The following is a 15,724-nucleotide window of genomic DNA, read 5'->3' as shown; positions in this document are numbered from 1 at the left end:
CCTCAGGAAAGGCGACGCGTCTCCGCAGGACAAGCCTGAAACCGAACGCCACATCGAGGGACGGATGGCGCAACGCCCGGTACGTGATCAATCTAGGGACCGGCGGCTGAACCGACGCTGAACGTCGACGATAGCCTGGCTGACAGCTTTCAGAGTGCGCCGCTGGTCTTCAGGTTCGCGATCGCCTCGGCGGAAAAACCCCAGTCCGCCAGTGCAGTGTCGTTGTCGCCACCGACCGCGGGCGGAGGGCCCTGTATCTTTCCCGGGGTAGCCGAGAAACGCGGCGCGGGCGCGGGTTGCACCACGCCAGCCACCTCGACGAAGGTTTCTCGAGCAGCGTTGTGAGCGTGCGCAGGCGCTTCCGCCATCGACAGGACGGGCGCGAAACAGACGTCCGTGCCATCCATCAGGTCACACCATTCGTCACGGGTCTTGGTGCGGATCACGGCGGCGAGCTTGTCACGCAGCTCCGGCCACTCCTCGCGGCTCATCTGGTGCTGGAACTGCGGATCGGTGATGCCGGTCTTTTCCAGCAGCAGCAGATAGAACTGCGGCTCGATCGACCCGATCGAAATCCAGCCGCCATCGCTGCATTGATAGGTGTCGTAGAAGTGCGCGCCGCCATCGAGCAGATTGGACCGGCGCCCCTCACTCCACATGCCGCCCGCCTTGAAACCGTAGAACATGGCCATCAGCGAGGCGGCGCCATCACTCATGGCGCAGTCGATCGTCTGACCCTGCCCCGTCGCCCGGGCATGGATCACGCCGGCCAGCAGGCCAAACGCCAGATAGAGCGCACCGCCGCCGAAGTCGCCAACCAGGTTCAGGGGCGGGACCGGCTTTTCCGCCGTGCCAATGGCGTCCAGCGCCCCGGTGATGGCGATATAGTTCATGTCGTGACCGGCGGCCTTGGCGTAGGGGCCAAACTGGCCCCACCCGGTCATGCGGCCGTAAACAAGCTTGGGATTGCGCGCCAGCGCCACATCCGGGCCCAGGCCCAAGCGCTCCATGACGCCCGGCCGAAAGCCCTCGATCAGACCGTCGGCGCTCTCCAGGAGTTTTAGACACGTCTCGATGGAGGCGGGATTTTTCAGGTCCAGCGCCACCGACCGGCGGCCCCGCGCTGTCACGTCGGCTGGCGATCCCCCTCGTCCCTGCCCCTTCCGGTCGATCCGGATCACGTCAGCGCCAAGGTCGGACAGCAGCATGCCGCAGAACGGACCAGGACCAATGCCCGCGAACTCGACGATCTTCAGTCCTGAAAGTGGCCCCTGGCCCATGGTGGTCTCCTCATCGACTCTTCGGCGCAGTCGTTGCCCCGACTAGAAAGGTCCTGACGTTCGGTCATGCAAGCGGCTGTTGGCGCCAGGGCTGGGAGATGGCGTGCGGGGCGAGCAAGCTCGCTTCCATTGTCCAAAAGCATTTTGCTCGCCTCACCGCGACGTTGCGTCCCTATCCCCTGTGATCGCCTCTGCTATGTTGCGGCGTCGAATCCCGACGGCCGAGTGCGGCCGGCGTTTGTTGGATTTCGGGCGGAGGTAGAGTGTGGCGTTAGACGCCCGGATCCTAATTGTGGCTCGCGACGATTTACGCGCCGGCCCCTTGGCTGAGGGGCTGGACCGGCTTGGCTGGCGGACCATCACCGCGCGTGGGCCCTATGCCGCCCTCGCCGCGCTTGGCGACCTGCCGATCGAGGCGGTGATCGTCGACCTCGCCAGCGCGGGTCCCGACACCCAGTCGCTCGCCCGTCGCCTGAAGGCTGCGGTCGCGCCGCGCCGCCTCCCCGTGATCGCCATCGGCGAACTCGACGGCGGACAGCACAGCCAGGCCTTCGACCTGACGCTTTCGCCGCCGCTGCATCCGTCCCAGGCGGCTCTGCGTCTGGAGTCTCTGGTGCGCACAGCCATCGCCGAGGAGGAGTTCGAGCTGCGGCTCGAAACCTTCGGCGAGCGCGGTCGTCGAATGGACCTGCCGGAACCCCAGCCCTCGCCGTTCCGCATCCTGGCGGTCGGTGAGCCAGCCCCTCAGTTCCTGGCGCTTTCCAACGCCCTCAAGCGCAGCGGCGCGGAAGTCGTGGGCGCCTTCACGGCCTATACGGCGTTCGACTACCTGCACGAGCGAGCCTTCGATTCTGTCGTGCTGTGGGCCGGCGACAACCAGCAGGAAGCCCTGTCGATCGCGGCCGGCATGCGCCGCAACACGCGCCTCTTCCATATTCCGGCCATGCTGTATCTGAAGGCCGAAAGCTATGTGACCATGTCGGAGGCCTTCCACCGAGGCGTTTCCGACGTCGCGTCGCCGGAGACGCCTGAGGTCGAAACCGCGCGCCGGGTGATGGAACTGGCCAGAAACTACCGGCGTGGCGAGTCGATCCGTGGGGCGCTGGAAAAGGCCCGCAGTTCGGGTCTGATGGACGCCGCCACAGGCCTCTTCACGCGCGATCTGTTCGCCGCCCACCTGGCGCGCCTTACGGCCGCTGCGCGGGAGCGCTCCCGTCCGTTGTCCATCTGCGTTCTGCGGGTCGCCGACAAGCCCGAGACCGTCTGGGCGCGTCAGAATGGCTGGCTGGACCGCGCCATACCCCAGATCGGCTCGATGGTCGGCCGCCTTGTCCGCGTCGAGGACACCGCCGCCCGCCTTGCGCCGGAGGTCTTTGCCCTGGCCCTGCCCGCCACCAACCAGGACGCCGCCCGCGCTGCGGCCGAGCGGATCGCCGCGGTCATCGGCTGCACCGCCTTTGACGCCGGCGAAGACCGGCCGCCGTTCGTCTGCGAATTCGACATCGGCGTCTCCCAGATCGAAGCCGGCGAAGGGCCGGTCAAGGCGCTGGAGCGGGCCGCCGCCCGGGCCCTGCAGCGCGAAGCCAGCTGAGACCCGCGATGAACCAGCCGATGATCGTGGACGTGGTCGCCGACGTCGTCTGTCCGTGGTGCTATCTGGGCTGGCGACGCGTAAAGGCTGCGATGGCGCTGCGGCCCGATATCGAGGCCAAGCTTCTTTGGCGGCCCTATCAGCTGGATCCCTCGCTCCCCGAGGAAGGCGTCGACCGCAAGGCCTATATGGCCAGCAAGTTCAAGGATCCGGAACGCCTGAAGGCCGTGCACGAGGCCCTGGTCTCTGGCGGCGCCGATGACGGAATCACCTTCAATTTCGCCGTCATCGACAAATCCCCCAATACCAACGCCGCTCATCGGTTGATCCGCTGGGCCCTGACCGCCGGCGTCCAGGACGCGGTGGTCGAGGCCCTGTTCGCCGCCTATTTCACGGAAGGCCGCGATATCGGCGACCCCATGGTGCTGGCCGATATCGCTCAAGCCGCCGGCATGGAGCGGCTGGTCGTGCTGCAACTGCTGTCCGAGGGCGCCGACCGGGAGTCGGTGACCCGCGAGCATTCCATGGCGGTGCAGGGCGGCGTCACCGGCGTGCCCTACGTGATCTTCAGCGGCAAGGTCGCGGTCGTCGGCGCGGAATCGCCGGAACGGATCGCCGAAGCCATTGATCAGGCGGTGCGCGCCTAAGGCAGCCTGCCCTCTTCGGCCAGCATCTTGGCCGCGACGTCAAACCCCGCCCAGGCGGCCCCGGCCAGAGCGGCGCCGACGCTCACCCGGCGCACGCCAACGTCGGCCAGAGGCTGAACGGCCTGGCCCGGCCAGGCCATCAGGACGTTGACCGGTTTGGGTGCGACGGCCTTGACGATCTCGGCGACCGAGGACACGTCGATCACCCCGGGAGCGTACAGGCAGTCGGCGCCGGCGTCGGCATAGGCGACAAGGCGGTCGATGGTCACCGCCAGGTCCTTGCGCCCGATCAGGAACCCTTCAGTCCGGCCGACCAGGATGACATCCTCACCACTGGCGTCGATCGCCGCTCGCGCCGCCCTGATCCGCTCTATCGCGAGCGCCGGCTCATAGAGGTCACGGCCGATACGATCCTCGATGGACAGGCCCGCGATCCCCGTGCCGATGGCCAGCCGCACACTGTCGGCCACCCCTTCAGAATCATCCGCGAAACCGGCTTCAAAGTCGGCATTCACCGGCAGATCCGTCGCGGCGCAGAGCATGCTCAGATGGGCCAGCACCTGATCCCGCGTCAGCCCGCCATCGTCCTGACCCAAGGCCCAAGCCGCCCCGGCGCTGGTAGACGCCAGAGCCGTGAAGCCGAGCCTTTCGAGACGCCTGGCGCTTCCGGCGTCCCATGGATTGGGCAAGATGAAACAGCCGTCCTCATGCAAGGTGCGAAAGGCGGCGCGGCGGGCGGCGAGTTGGGGCGACGACATCAAATCCTCCGGGAACCCGTCAGAGATAGTGCCTCATGGTGACAGTAAGTGGCAGCAGTGCTCAATGCGCCCCTGACCATGGCCGCCGGCCTCGCAGCGGCTGCGCCCATACAATCCACCACGCGTTGTCGCGCCGATAGAGCTCGGCTGCGCCACCAACTGCGAAGTCTCTAGCCGTAAGGACGATGCGATCGGCGCAGCCCGTCGGCATTGCGCCCGAAAAGTCTGCCCGCAGGACAACGATTTCGGCGCCTGAGCAGAGATCTCCAAGCGCTTGCGCCGAGATATCCTTGCGGCTCCACGACAGGGCGATGGCCACCGGCGCGTCGCTCTGGGGCCGGCAGGCATAGGCCGAACACATAAAGCCACGCGTCTCGCCGATCGCCAGACCCCGTCGACGCGCCCACAGTTCAGCGCCAAAGCGGCGGTTGTCCGGCCGCAGGAGGACGGCCTCCCTGCCTCGCCGAACAGCGGCCGTGGCGCCGTCAGCGGCGATCCAGACGTCAGGAGCCGGAGGGCGAGGCCAAAGGGCGACAGCCAGCGCCAGGGGCGCGCCGAGCCAGCGTAGTCGTCCGCTCCAGAGGCAAAGAATCATCAAGCCCAGAAACGCGACCACCAGGGTGAACGGCGGCGCGCTGGCGACCACGGCCTGGCCGCCGATCGACTCGAACTTGCGGGCCACGGCGACCATCGCCTCGACGCCCCAGCCGGCGATCAACAGGAAGGGCTCGCCCCAGCCGACGCTTTCCAGCGCCGTGCCCAGGGCAAGGAACGGCATGATCACGAAGGACGACAGCGGCGCGACGATCAGATTGGCTGGCAAGCCCCAGATGGCCACACGGTTGAAGTGCTGCATGGCGAAGGGACCCGTCGCCAGCCCGGCGACAAAGCTCGCGCCAATGCTGACGGCCAGCCAGGCGCCAACGGCCTGGATCGCCCGGATCGGCCAGGGCACCGAAATCTCGCGCATCGGCCTTGGCCAGGCTTCGGCCAGAGCGATCAGCGCCGTGGTGGCCGCGAACGACATCTGAAAACCAGGCGCAGCGGCCGCTTCGGGTTGCAGCGCCAGGATGATCAGCGCCGCCAGGGCCAGGCCGTGCAGGGTTACGGCCTGGCGGTCGAACAGAATGGCGGCGAAGGCCACGCTGGCCGTGATCGCCGCGCGCTCGGCCGGCGGCGGCGCGCCGGAGATGACCAGATAGATCGCTACGGCCGTCAGGCCCGCCACAGCAGCGATCTTCTTGCCCGGAGCGCGCAGAGCCAGCCAGGGCCAGGCCGCGATTCCCAGCCGGGTCAGACCGAACACGAAGCCACCGACGATGGCCATGTGCAGGCCCGATATCGAAAGAATGTGGGCCAACCCCGAGGCGCGCATCGCCTCGGTCTGTTCGGGCGTGATCCAGGTCTCGTGGCCGGTGACCATGGCCGCACCGATCCCGCCACTCTCAGGTCCCATGTGCGCGACGATCCGCTTGGCCAAGCGCCAGCGAAAGGCGTTGACCGCCATGGTGACCCGCAAGCTCCACGGCGGTGGATCCAGATGGGTCTCGCCGATGTCACCGAGCGAAAACCCGACCGCCCCGACGGCGTTGAACCAGGCGTCGCGAGCGAAATCATAGGAACCGGGCGCGGCCGGAGGCGGTGGTGGGCCGAGAATGGCGCGCAGTCGCACAGCATCGCCCGGCTGCGGCAAGTCGATGGCGTCGACCGTCACCCGGACCCGGTTTGGCGTCTCGGCTGGCGTGAGGCCGCCAATGGCGACCGGGGCGATCAGCAATCGAGGTCCGCCCGCGCCAGGACTGACCACATCGACCACGAAGCCCTCCAGGCGACGCGGCGCGCGCTCGCCGTCGATGACCGGCGCGGCGACTCTGTCACTGCGAATCTTCGCCGCCAGCCCCCCCGCCATCGCAAAGGCGAACAGGGCGAGCAAGACGATCAAGATCCGGATCGAGGATCGGCAGAGCCACCACAGCATGACGCTGATCAGGCTCAGAAAGGCCAATAGCGAGAGTGAGGGCTCGAAAGGCGCTTGAAGATAGGCCGCCGCGCCCAAGCCGAACCAGACCGGACTCCAAAGGAACCAGCGATCCAGATTGGCGCTCGTCTCATCGCGCAGGACCCGGAACATTGTCGGCGGACTAGGCCATGCGCGAAGCGCCGTGCTAAGACGCGCCGCCCAAGCCGCGCCTCGGCGCGCGTTCCCGGCCGTCTCGGCGGCGTCTTGCCTTTCAGCATTGAGTTCGATGTCGAACCCCTCCTCCACCGACCGCGCCGTGGTCACGCGCTTCGCCCCCTCGCCCACCGGCTTCCTGCATATCGGCGGCGCACGCACAGCGCTGTTCAACTGGTTATATGCACGCCATACGGGTGGAAAGTTCCTTCTTCGCGTCGAGGACACCGATCGCGAGCGTTCGACTGAACCCGCCGTGGCCGCGATCTTCGAGGGCCTGGACTGGCTGGGGCTGACATCGGACGAGGAACCGGTGTTCCAGCATACGCGCGCACCACGCCACGCCGAAGTCGTTCAGCAACTGCTGGAGCGCGGCCGCGCCTATCGCTGCTGGATGACGGTCCAGGAACTGGAAGTCGCCCGCGAAAAGGCCCGCGCTGAAGGCCACGCCATCCGCTCGCCCTGGCGCGACGCAACGCCGCCGGCCGATCCGTCGGCGCCGCACGTCATCCGCTTCAAGGGCCCCGCCGACGGCGAGACCCTGGTCGACGATCTGGTCAAGGGTCCGGTGACGTTCAAGAACACCGATCTCGACGACCTCGTCTTGCTGCGGGCCGACGGCGCGCCGACCTATAATCTCGCCGTTGTGGTCGACGACCACGACATGGGCGTCACCCACGTGATCCGGGGCGACGACCACCTCAACAACGCCGCCCGCCAGACCCTGATCTATCAGGCGATGGACTGGGAGCTGCCAGCCTTCGCCCACATCCCGCTGATCCACGGTCCGGACGGCGCCAAGCTGTCCAAGCGCCATGGCGCACAGGCCGTCGGCGAGTTCGCGGACATGGGCTATATCCCCGAGGGACTGCGCAACTATCTGGCCCGGCTTGGCTGGGGCCACGGCGACGACGAGGTGTTCAGCGACGCCCAGGCGATCGAATGGTTCGACGTCAAGGACGTGGTCAAGGCGCCGGCGCGCCTGGACTGGGCCAAGCTCAATCACATCAACAGCCAGCACCTGCGCGTCGCCGATGACGGCCGTCTGGCCGACCTTGTCCTGAAGGCGCTGATCGCCCAGGGCGCCAGCTTGCCCACAGACGCGGCCGCTCGCCTGCTGGCGGTCGTTCCGCAGGTCAAGGAAGGCGCCAAGACCATTCTTGAACTGGCTGAACACTGCGCGTTCGCGCTGAAAATGCGACCGTTCGCGCTTGAGGAAAAAACCGCCAAGCAACTGAACGAAGAAACAGTCGAGCGCCTGCGCCGCCTGCGCGATCGGCTGGCCCAGACCCCGGTCTGGGAGGTCGAGGAGCTGGGAACGCTGTTGAAATCCTTCGCGGAATCCGAAGGCGTCGGCTTTGGCAAATTCGGCCCATCGTTGCGCGGCATTCTAACGGGCGGGTCACAAGCGCCCGACCTGAACAAGATCATGACCGCCATCGGTCGCGAGGAGACTCTCGGCCGTCTTGACGACGCGCTAGCTGTGCGCGCATGAGGCGCTATAACGCACTCGCGAAATGAAACTTGGACTGCTCGTTCCATCGATGAAGGGGTTTCCCGCATGACCGATAAAGCCACACTGACGATCGGCGACAAGAGCTACGATCTGCCGATCCTCAAGGGCAGCACCGGTCCGGACGTCGTCGATGTCCGGAAGTTCTACGGCGACAGCGACCACTTCACGTTCGATCCGGGCTTCACCTCGACCGCGTCCTGCGAGAGCAAGATCACCTATATCGACGGCGACGCCGGCATTTTGCTGCACCGCGGCTATCCGATCGACCAACTGGCCGAGAAGTCCTCGTTCCTGGAAGTCTGCCACCTGCTGCTGAACGGCGAACTGCCCACGGCCGAAGAGGCCACCAAGTTCGAGCACAACATCACCTACCACACGATGTTGCACGCCCAGTTCGACAGCTTCTTCCAGGGCTTCCGCCGCGACGCTCACCCGATGGCGATCATGACCGGCGCGGTCGGCGCCCTGTCGGCCTTCTATGCCGACAGCCTGAACGTCGATGATCCCAAGCAACGCGAGATCAGCGCCCATCGCCTGATCGCCAAGATGCCGACCATCGCCGCGCGCGCCTTCCAGTACAGCGTCGGCCGTCCGTTCGTGACGCCACGCAACGAGCTCTCGTACTCGGAAAACTTCCTGCGCATGTGCTTCTCGGTGCCGGCCGAGGACTGGGTTCCCAACCCCGTCCTAACGCGCGCCATGGACCGCATCTTCATCCTGCACGCCGACCACGAACAGAACGCCTCGACCTCGACCGTCCGTCTGGCCGGTTCGTCGGGCGCTCACCCGTTCGCCTGTATCGCCGCCGGCATCGCCTGCCTGTGGGGCCCGTCGCATGGCGGCGCCAACCAGGAAGCCCTCGAGATGCTCGAGGAAATCGGCACGGTCGAAAACATCCCCGCCTATGTGCAGGGCGTGAAGGACAAAAAGTACAAGCTGATGGGCTTTGGCCACCGCGTGTACAAGAACTTCGACCCGCGCGCCAAGGTCATGCAGAAGACCTGCTACGAGGTCCTGGAGCAGCTGGGCATCAACGATCCCCTGCTGCAAGTGGCCATGGAGCTGGAAAAGGTCGCCCTCAGCGACCCCTACTTCATCGACCGCAAGCTCTACCCGAACATCGACTTCTATTCGGGCATCACCCTGCGCGCGATGGGCTTCCCGACCAACATGTTCACCGTGCTGTTCGCCCTGGCCCGCACCGTTGGCTGGATCAGCCAGTGGAAGGAAATGTTCGAGGATCCCGCGCGCAAGATCGGCCGTCCGCGCCAGCTCTACACCGGCGCGACGCAGCGCGATTACACGCCGCTCGAAAAGCGCGGCTAAGCCGTCGATCCAGACCGATCCTGAGAGGCCCCGTCGCAAGGCGGGGCCTTTTCCTTGCCCGTTAAGGCTTGAGCAGAAAGCTGAGGATCTCGGCGACTGCGCGATAGAGCGCTTCGGGGATCTCCTCGTCGATCTCGATGGTCGACAGGGCCTGGGCCAGAGCCGGGTTGTCTTCGATGGGCACGCCATGCTCGCGCGCCGTCTCGACGATCTTCTCGCCAAGCCAGCCCTGACCTGAAGCGACGACCCTGGGCGTGTCGCCACCCTCGTACAGCAAGGCGACAGCGATCTTGCCGGGACCGCGCCCGCCGCCAACAAGGCCGGTCATGACGCCCGATCCACGAAGCGGCCTGGCGCGGTCACAGCCACCGTTGGGGCGCCCGCATGGAAGGCGACCTCCGGCGACAGCTCAGCCTCGCGAAGCGCGGCGCTCAAAGCCGCCTCCCCGGCCTGAAGGCGGGCCATCGCGTCCGGCCGTTCGGCCCACAGGCCCACCCGCGTGCGTGAGCCCGTGAGCGCAATCTGGACGTGGACCGGTCCTAGCGGCTCCACATCAAGCGAGAAACGAGCGCGCCAGGTTCGTTCGATTTCGCGCCCAGGGTCGGATCCTGCGCCTCCGCCGTCGCGGCTGACCTCGAACTGGGCGACAGCGACACCCTGAGGGGTCTGAAACGGCAGGTCGAAGACCCAACGTGTAGTCCTGCTCTCGGTGAGCCGCTCAGCCTCGCCGCGCGGTTCCGGAAGCGATGCGATCTGGGACAGCTCCTGGCGGGCTATAGCGCCGTCGACGCCCTTCAGCAGACGCCGCGCCAGCTCGGCTGGCGGGAGGTCTCCGGCAAGGTCGGAGCTGACTGCTGCCTGAGCCGACAGGGGCCCCCCCGCATAGGGCGGCGGGGGCCTGGCAGGCGCTCGCGCTGACACCGAAGGAGCGATTGAACGCGGATCGTGAGCAGGATCCGCCTCTTCCTGGTCAACGGGCAGCGGCAACTCGCTGGCCTCGTCCTCGATCAGCCCCACCATCAGAAAGGTTTGGGTCGGTGCGACAGGCCCGGTGCGAGCTGGCGAAGTCGATGGGATCGGCGACGGAGCGTTCTGCTCGATGGACGTCTCCGGCGCCGCCAGGAGCGCTGGCGCGGACGTCGCTGGAATCGTGGACTTCGGCGCCGTTGACAGGACGGCCGCATGGGAGGCGCCCAAAGCCGGCGGTCGATCAGTCGGAACGCGGTACGGTTGGTCGCCACGGACGCCGCTCGGATCGGGAGTCGAAGAAGCCACGCTGATCGGCGCATAGGTCGGGCTAACACCGGGATTAGACCGCGCCGGCGCAGCGTACTCACCCGGCGCTGAAGAGACCCCGGAAGCGGATGGCTCGCCCTCGGGAGACTTGGCCAGCCAAGTCGAAACGACGGCGCGAAACACCAGCAGCGCCGCTTTCATGTCGCCCGACGTCGACGGGATCGGCCTGTGCTCGGCCATCACAGAACGCGCCAGACGCGTTTCCATAAAGACGCCGGAGCCCTGGAAAGCGCTACGGACGAGCGCGGAGGTTACTGGCTGTTCTGCAGGGATGAGGCTTCCGAGCAAGGCCTTGGCCGCCTGCCGCACCGTCTGAGGCGTCTCAGGTCTGACGACTACAGCCTCGATATCCGCCATGAGCGGCGCCAACCCGGACTGGACGGGCGCCGCGTGCGCCGCTGCCGATCGTACGGCCGCAGCCAGCCGGTCGCCGGCGGAGGGCTCGGCTGAGGGCAAGGATGGCGCGATGGCGCGCCCACCATCTGGCGTATCGACACTCGTGTGTGAGACCGAGGGAACAGCCACGCCAGCCTGCGCATGAGCGTCCGCGTGTGGGGCTCCGACGATCTGGCCAAGGGTCGATGTGCTACTGATCAGCGCGGCGCGCGCCATCGCGGACAGGGCCGTCGCAACCTCAGTCGAGCTCCCCGTGGCGCGAACGGGCGTGATGGGGGTTGTGGGCGCTGCCGGATCGATCGCCAAAACTGGTCTCCAGTCTCAAGGGTCACGAAGTGCAGGATAGTCCGAGTCCGTAGCGACACCCAGCGGTTCAAAGCGCGACAGGGAGAGCGCCGCGGCTCCCTGGTGTGGTCAGATCGCTGACCGCACCTTGGCTAGGAAGGCCAACAGGGCCTCTGCGGCAGCCTCCGATGGGTCTGGCATCCCACGCCCCATTTGCTCGAGCGCAGCGCTCTGCTCCGCGATCTGTTGGGCGCGGAGGCTCGGATCGTCCAATCGGAAAGCAACCGCTCGCGCAAGCGCCTCGCCCTGGAGGGCTTCCTGCAGATATTCCGGAGCCACCGCCTTGCCGGCCGCGATATTGAGCAGGGTCACCCAGCGCGGCTTGAACAGCAGCTTCAGCAGCCCATAGGTCACCGCGCCGGTGCGGTAGCCCACGACCATCGGACAACCGGCCAGCGCAAGCTCGGTCGTCACCGTGCCGCTGCAGGCCAGGGCGACCGTTCCAGCGACCATGGCGTCATCCTTCAGCGCCTCGTCCTCGATCACATGCGCCCGGAACGGCCATCCCGCCACGCGCGCCTTGACGGCTTCAGCGACGGTGGAGGCGGCCGGCACGACCACGGCAAGGTTCGGACGATCGGCTTGCAGCCTGCGCACGGCCTCTTCAAAGACCGGCATCACCCGCTCGATCTCTGACGGGCGACTGCCGGGCAAGACCAGCAGGATCTCCTGGTCAGCCGCAGCGCCTATGGCAGCGCGCAGCCGGTCCGGATCGGCCTGGCTGAAATCCTTGGCCAGGGCGGAATTGCCGACGAATACGCTCTCCAGACCGGCCCGGTCGAAGAACGGCTTGTCCATCGGCTGGATCGAAAGCAGCAGGTCAACGGCCTTGGCCAAAGCCCTCGCCCGGCCGGGCCGATAGGCCCAGACCTGGGGCGCTACATATTTCACCAGAGGCAGCGCAGGGCTCTGTAGACGCAGGGCCTGGGCGAGCCGGATATTGAAGCCCCAGGAGTCGATCAGAACGGCCACATCGGGCTTTTCCCGCTCCGCGAGCGCCAGCGTGTCTTTCAGTCGCGCCATGGCCCTGGGATAGGCTCTGAGGCTCTCGACGATGCCGATAATAGACAACTGGGCGATGTCGAAGGGGCTCTGGATGCCCTCAGCAGCCATCTTGGCGCCGCCCACCCCGACGAACCGCACGGCCTGATCGCCCAGACGGCGCTTCAGCGCCTCGGCGAGACCCGCGCCCAGAGAATCCCCAGAGGCCTCTGCCGCGACCAACATGACGGTCAGAGGACGGGTCACGCCACGCCCCGGGACTCGACCCCCAGCACGAAAAGCCCAAGATCGTCAGCACAGGCGATCACGGCCTCGCGGTCCACGACCAGCAGCCGGCCAGCTTCACCGACGATGCCGGCCAGACCCGCGCGTGCAGCGCGCTGCAGGGTGGCGACGCCGATCGTGGGCAGATCAACCCGTGTTTCCTGGATCGGCTTGGGCGTCTTGGCCAAGACCCCGCGCCGGTCTTCGGCAGATCCTCGAATAGCCTGGGGCAGGTCGGCGACCCGCCTGAGCATGGCGTCGGTTCCCTCCTGGGCCTCGACCGCCAGCACGAGCCCCTCGCAAACCACAGCCCCTTGCCCGACATCGAGCTTGCCGATCTCGCGCGCCACGAGAAGCGCACGTTCAATGTCCGGCATGTCCTGAGGACGGGGCACATGAGCGCCGAGCGGTCCCAGGGGCAGGGTCATCTCGCCCACGACCTCGTGCGCGCCCTCGACTGCGAAGCCCTCTTTTTCGAACTCAAGAAGCACGCGGCGCAGCAAGGCGTCGTCGCCCTGCCGGGCGGCCTTGATCAGGCCAGGAATGACAGCGACGCCGCGAAGGTCAGGCATGATGGCCGCGAAATCCGGGCGGTCGACCGTGCCGGCGAAGCAGACGACCTCGCAGCCCTCTGCCTTCAGCGCCTTGAACACCTTGCCGAACTCGCCAAGGCCGACCTCAACGCCGCGATAGCGGACCAGCGCGGGATCGGCAAAGCTTCGCAGCCGCATGACCGCAAAGGGCCGTCCGGCCGCTTCGCAATGCGCCGCCAGTTCGACGGGAAGGGCGCCGCCGCCGGCGATCAAACCAAGCTTACGCATCGGAACAGCCTAGACCTCACGCTCGGGCAGGCAAAGCGGACGGTTGTTATCCGACCGGATGAAGTCGACGATCTCCATCACCTCGGCATTGGCGGTATGGATTTCCGCGACGTCCTCAAGGCGCTCCTGGAAGGTGCCCTCGTCGGCGAACAACAGGCGATAGGCGGCGCGGAGGGCGTTGATCGCCTCACGGCTGAAGCCCCGGCGCTTGAGGCCGACCAGGTTCAGACCCTCGAGATGAGCGTGGTTGCCCCAGACCGAGCCATAGGGGATCACGTCCTTGGTCACGATCCCGCCGCCGCCGACGAACGCATAGCGTCCGATACGGCTGAACTGGTGCACGGCGCATAGACCGCCCATAAATACGAAATCACCGACGGTCACATGGCCACCCAGGGTGGCGTTGTTGGCGAAGGTGACACGGTCGCCGACGGTGCAGTCGTGCGCCACGTGCGCCCCGACCATATAGAGGCTGTCCGAACCGACCTTGGTCACACCGCCCCCGCCGACCGTGCCGGTCTGCATCGTCACGTGTTCACGGATCAGATTGCGTTCGCCGATTTCCAGCCGGGTATCCTCGCCCTTGTGAGCCAGATGCTGCGGCGGAGCGCCCAGCACGGCGAAGGGATAGATGGTGCAACCGGCGCCGATCGACGTCGCCCCGTCGATGACCGCGTGGGAGATCAGGCGCACGCCATCACCCAGGCGCACCTTGGGCCCCACGGTGCAGAACGGACCGATTTCGACATCGGCCCCCAGCTCGGCGCCGGGCGCGACGAGGGCAGTCGGATGGATCTGGCTCATTTGGTCGGCGTCTCCACCACCATGGCCGCAAACTCGGCTTCGGCGGCGACCTTGTCGTTGACCTTGGCTACGCCCTTGAACTTGAAGATAGTCGAGCGCGACCGCGTCACCTCGACCTCCATGCGGATCACCTCGCCGGGGCGCACGGGATTGCGGAAGCGGGCGTTGTCGACCGACATGAAGAAGATGGTCTTGCCTTCGGTATCGACCTCCAGCGACTTGCTCATCAGGATCGCGCCCGTCTGGGCCATGGCCTCGATGATCAGGACGCCCGGCATCACCGGATTGCCCGGGAAGTGGCCCTGAAAAAAAGGCTCGTTGATCGTCACGCATTTGATGCCGACGATCGATTTATGCGGTTGATAATCTTCCGCCCGATCCACCAGCAGGAAAGGATAGCGGTGCGGAATCCTGGCCAGGATTTCGGCGATGTCGATATCGGTTTGCGCCGGTTCGGCGATGTCTTGGCCCATACTTAGCCCCTTGTTCCCCGGCCGCCCGCCATGCGCGACAGCCATGCGGTTTCTCGGAGCCACCGCTTGAGCGGCCGCGCCGGAAACCCTGTCCATGTTTCGCCCGCAGGCACGTCCTTGAACACCGACGCCGACGCGCCAATGCTCGCCCCTGGGCCGATGGTCAAATGATCCGCAACGCCGGCCTTGCCGCCGAACGCGACGCCGTCGCCGACAACGGTACTGCCGGAAATCCCTGTATAGGCCGCCAGCACGCAATTACGACCCAGGCGGACGTTGTGCGCGACGTGCACCAGATTGTCGATCTTGGTGTTTTCGCCAATCGTCGTATCGGTAAAGGCGCCTCGATCAATGCAACTGTTAGCGCCGACGGTGACGCCATCCTGGATCACCACTCGACCAAGTTGAGGCAGATCGACCACCCCGCGCGGTCCCCCGGCGGCGCCGAAACCCGCCTCGCCGATGACCGCGCCGGCATGGATGCTGACCCGGTCGCCGATGATCGCAAAACCGATCACCGCATTGGCCCCGATCAGGCAATCGCGTCCGATGGTGACGCCAGGGCCGATCACCGCGCCGGGCGACAAATATGTTCCGCGCCCGATCCTCGCCCCCTGCCCGACCGTCACGCCGGGAGACAGCCTGACGCCGTCTTCCAACTCGCAATCGGGATGGATGGAGGCCGACAGCGGCTCGTGGCGACGGGGTGCATGCAGCCGCATCGCGGCGGCCGCCCAGGCGGCCTGCGGATGTGCCGTCAACAGTGCTGCGCAACCTGACGCGAGCAGATCGCGGTGCTCGGGACGAACGAAACAGGCCCCGGCCTGGGTGGTGGCGGCCGCGTCACGACGTTTGGCGTCAGAAAAGAAACTGACGGCTCGCCCATCGGCGGCGTCAAGCGGCGCGACATGGGCGATGGAGAGCGACCCCAGACTGACGTCGCCCAGTTCGGCCCCGCCAAGACGCGACAGTTCCTCGAGTGACGCCGGACCCATGTCATCGAAAAATCGTGGGTCCGGCATCTCGTCCTCT

The 15,724-nt window shown here is 66.6% G+C and carries 14 protein-coding genes; 4 read left to right on the top strand and 10 right to left on the bottom strand.

Translation table 11 applies throughout. The features are described 5' to 3' along the window. Positions 1-149: 149 nt before the first annotated feature. Complete coding sequence (locus ACN2C8_RS07775) at positions 150-1,280, bottom strand: CaiB/BaiF CoA transferase family protein (protein ID WP_419255261.1); 1,131 nt, start codon at positions 1,278-1,280, stop codon at positions 150-152. A gap of 265 nt (positions 1,281-1,545) precedes the next feature. Here ACN2C8_RS07775 and ACN2C8_RS07770 point away from each other — a divergent pair, with 265 nt between their 5' ends. Then, a complete protein-coding gene (locus ACN2C8_RS07770; RefSeq protein ID WP_419255260.1) occupies positions 1,546-2,871 on the top strand; it encodes a diguanylate cyclase domain-containing protein in 1,326 nt (441 codons plus the stop codon). 8 nt (positions 2,872-2,879) lie between these two features. Beyond that, on the top strand, positions 2,880-3,518 hold the full coding sequence (locus ACN2C8_RS07765) for a DsbA family oxidoreductase (RefSeq protein WP_419255259.1): 639 nt from the start codon (positions 2,880-2,882) through the stop codon (positions 3,516-3,518). On the opposite strand, the gene ACN2C8_RS07760 is transcribed toward ACN2C8_RS07765, so the two are convergent. Further along, positions 3,515-4,276 (bottom strand): isocitrate lyase/PEP mutase family protein, encoded by a 762-nt coding sequence (locus ACN2C8_RS07760; RefSeq protein ID WP_419255258.1) that lies wholly within the window; start codon positions 4,274-4,276, stop codon positions 3,515-3,517. The genes ACN2C8_RS07765 and ACN2C8_RS07760 overlap by 4 nt on opposite strands. 61 nt (positions 4,277-4,337) lie before the next feature. Next, complete coding sequence (locus tag ACN2C8_RS07755) at positions 4,338-6,407, bottom strand: ComEC/Rec2 family competence protein (protein WP_419255257.1); 2,070 nt, start codon at positions 6,405-6,407, stop codon at positions 4,338-4,340. A gap of 115 nt (positions 6,408-6,522) precedes the next feature. Between ACN2C8_RS07755 and gltX the strand changes: the two genes are divergently transcribed. Continuing rightward, positions 6,523-7,944: a glutamate--tRNA ligase gene (gltX, locus tag ACN2C8_RS07750; protein ID WP_419255256.1), complete on the top strand. Its 1,422-nt coding sequence runs from the start codon at positions 6,523-6,525 to the stop codon at positions 7,942-7,944. Between the two features lie 66 nt (positions 7,945-8,010). Further along, positions 8,011-9,291 (top strand): citrate synthase, encoded by a 1,281-nt coding sequence (gene gltA / locus ACN2C8_RS07745; RefSeq protein WP_419255255.1) that lies wholly within the window; start codon positions 8,011-8,013, stop codon positions 9,289-9,291. Between the two features lie 61 nt (positions 9,292-9,352). On the opposite strand, the gene ACN2C8_RS07740 is transcribed toward gltA, so the two are convergent. The 7 genes from ACN2C8_RS07740 to lpxD all read right to left on the bottom strand — a co-directional run bounded on the left by ACN2C8_RS07740 (position 9,353) and on the right by lpxD (position 15,714). Next, positions 9,353-9,619: an EscU/YscU/HrcU family type III secretion system export apparatus switch protein gene (locus ACN2C8_RS07740; protein ID WP_419255254.1), complete on the bottom strand. Its 267-nt coding sequence runs from the start codon at positions 9,617-9,619 to the stop codon at positions 9,353-9,355. Next, on the bottom strand, positions 9,616-10,944 hold the full coding sequence (locus ACN2C8_RS07735; protein WP_419255253.1) for a flagellar hook-length control protein FliK: 1,329 nt from the start codon (positions 10,942-10,944) through the stop codon (positions 9,616-9,618). Before ACN2C8_RS07735 ends, ACN2C8_RS07740 begins: the two co-directional genes overlap by 4 nt. 453 nt (positions 10,945-11,397) lie before the next feature. Further along, a complete protein-coding gene (gene lpxB, locus ACN2C8_RS07730; RefSeq protein WP_419255252.1) occupies positions 11,398-12,576 on the bottom strand; it encodes a lipid-A-disaccharide synthase in 1,179 nt (392 codons plus the stop codon). Further along, complete coding sequence (gene lpxI, locus ACN2C8_RS07725; protein ID WP_419255251.1) at positions 12,573-13,415, bottom strand: UDP-2,3-diacylglucosamine diphosphatase; 843 nt, start codon at positions 13,413-13,415, stop codon at positions 12,573-12,575. The genes lpxB and lpxI overlap by 4 nt, the downstream gene beginning before the upstream one ends. Before the next feature lie 9 nt (positions 13,416-13,424). Beyond that, positions 13,425-14,219: an acyl-ACP--UDP-N-acetylglucosamine O-acyltransferase gene (lpxA, locus tag ACN2C8_RS07720; RefSeq protein WP_419255249.1), complete on the bottom strand. Its 795-nt coding sequence runs from the start codon at positions 14,217-14,219 to the stop codon at positions 13,425-13,427. Next, positions 14,216-14,692 carry a 3-hydroxyacyl-ACP dehydratase FabZ gene (gene fabZ, locus ACN2C8_RS07715; RefSeq protein WP_419255248.1) on the bottom strand — a complete coding sequence of 159 codons (477 nt, stop codon included), beginning with the start codon at positions 14,690-14,692 and terminating at the stop codon, positions 14,216-14,218. Before fabZ ends, lpxA begins: the two co-directional genes overlap by 4 nt. Before the next feature lie 2 nt (positions 14,693-14,694). Beyond that, positions 14,695-15,714 carry a UDP-3-O-(3-hydroxymyristoyl)glucosamine N-acyltransferase gene (gene lpxD, locus ACN2C8_RS07710; protein ID WP_419255247.1) on the bottom strand — a complete coding sequence of 340 codons (1,020 nt, stop codon included), beginning with the start codon at positions 15,712-15,714 and terminating at the stop codon, positions 14,695-14,697. Positions 15,715-15,724 lie beyond the last annotated feature (10 nt).

The organism is Caulobacter sp. ErkDOM-C (assembly GCF_048541825.1).
Lineage (GTDB): Bacteria > Pseudomonadota > Alphaproteobacteria > Caulobacterales > Caulobacteraceae > Caulobacter.
Note: the sequence above shows the minus strand (reverse complement) of the source record. Positions and strands in the feature narration are given on the sequence as shown.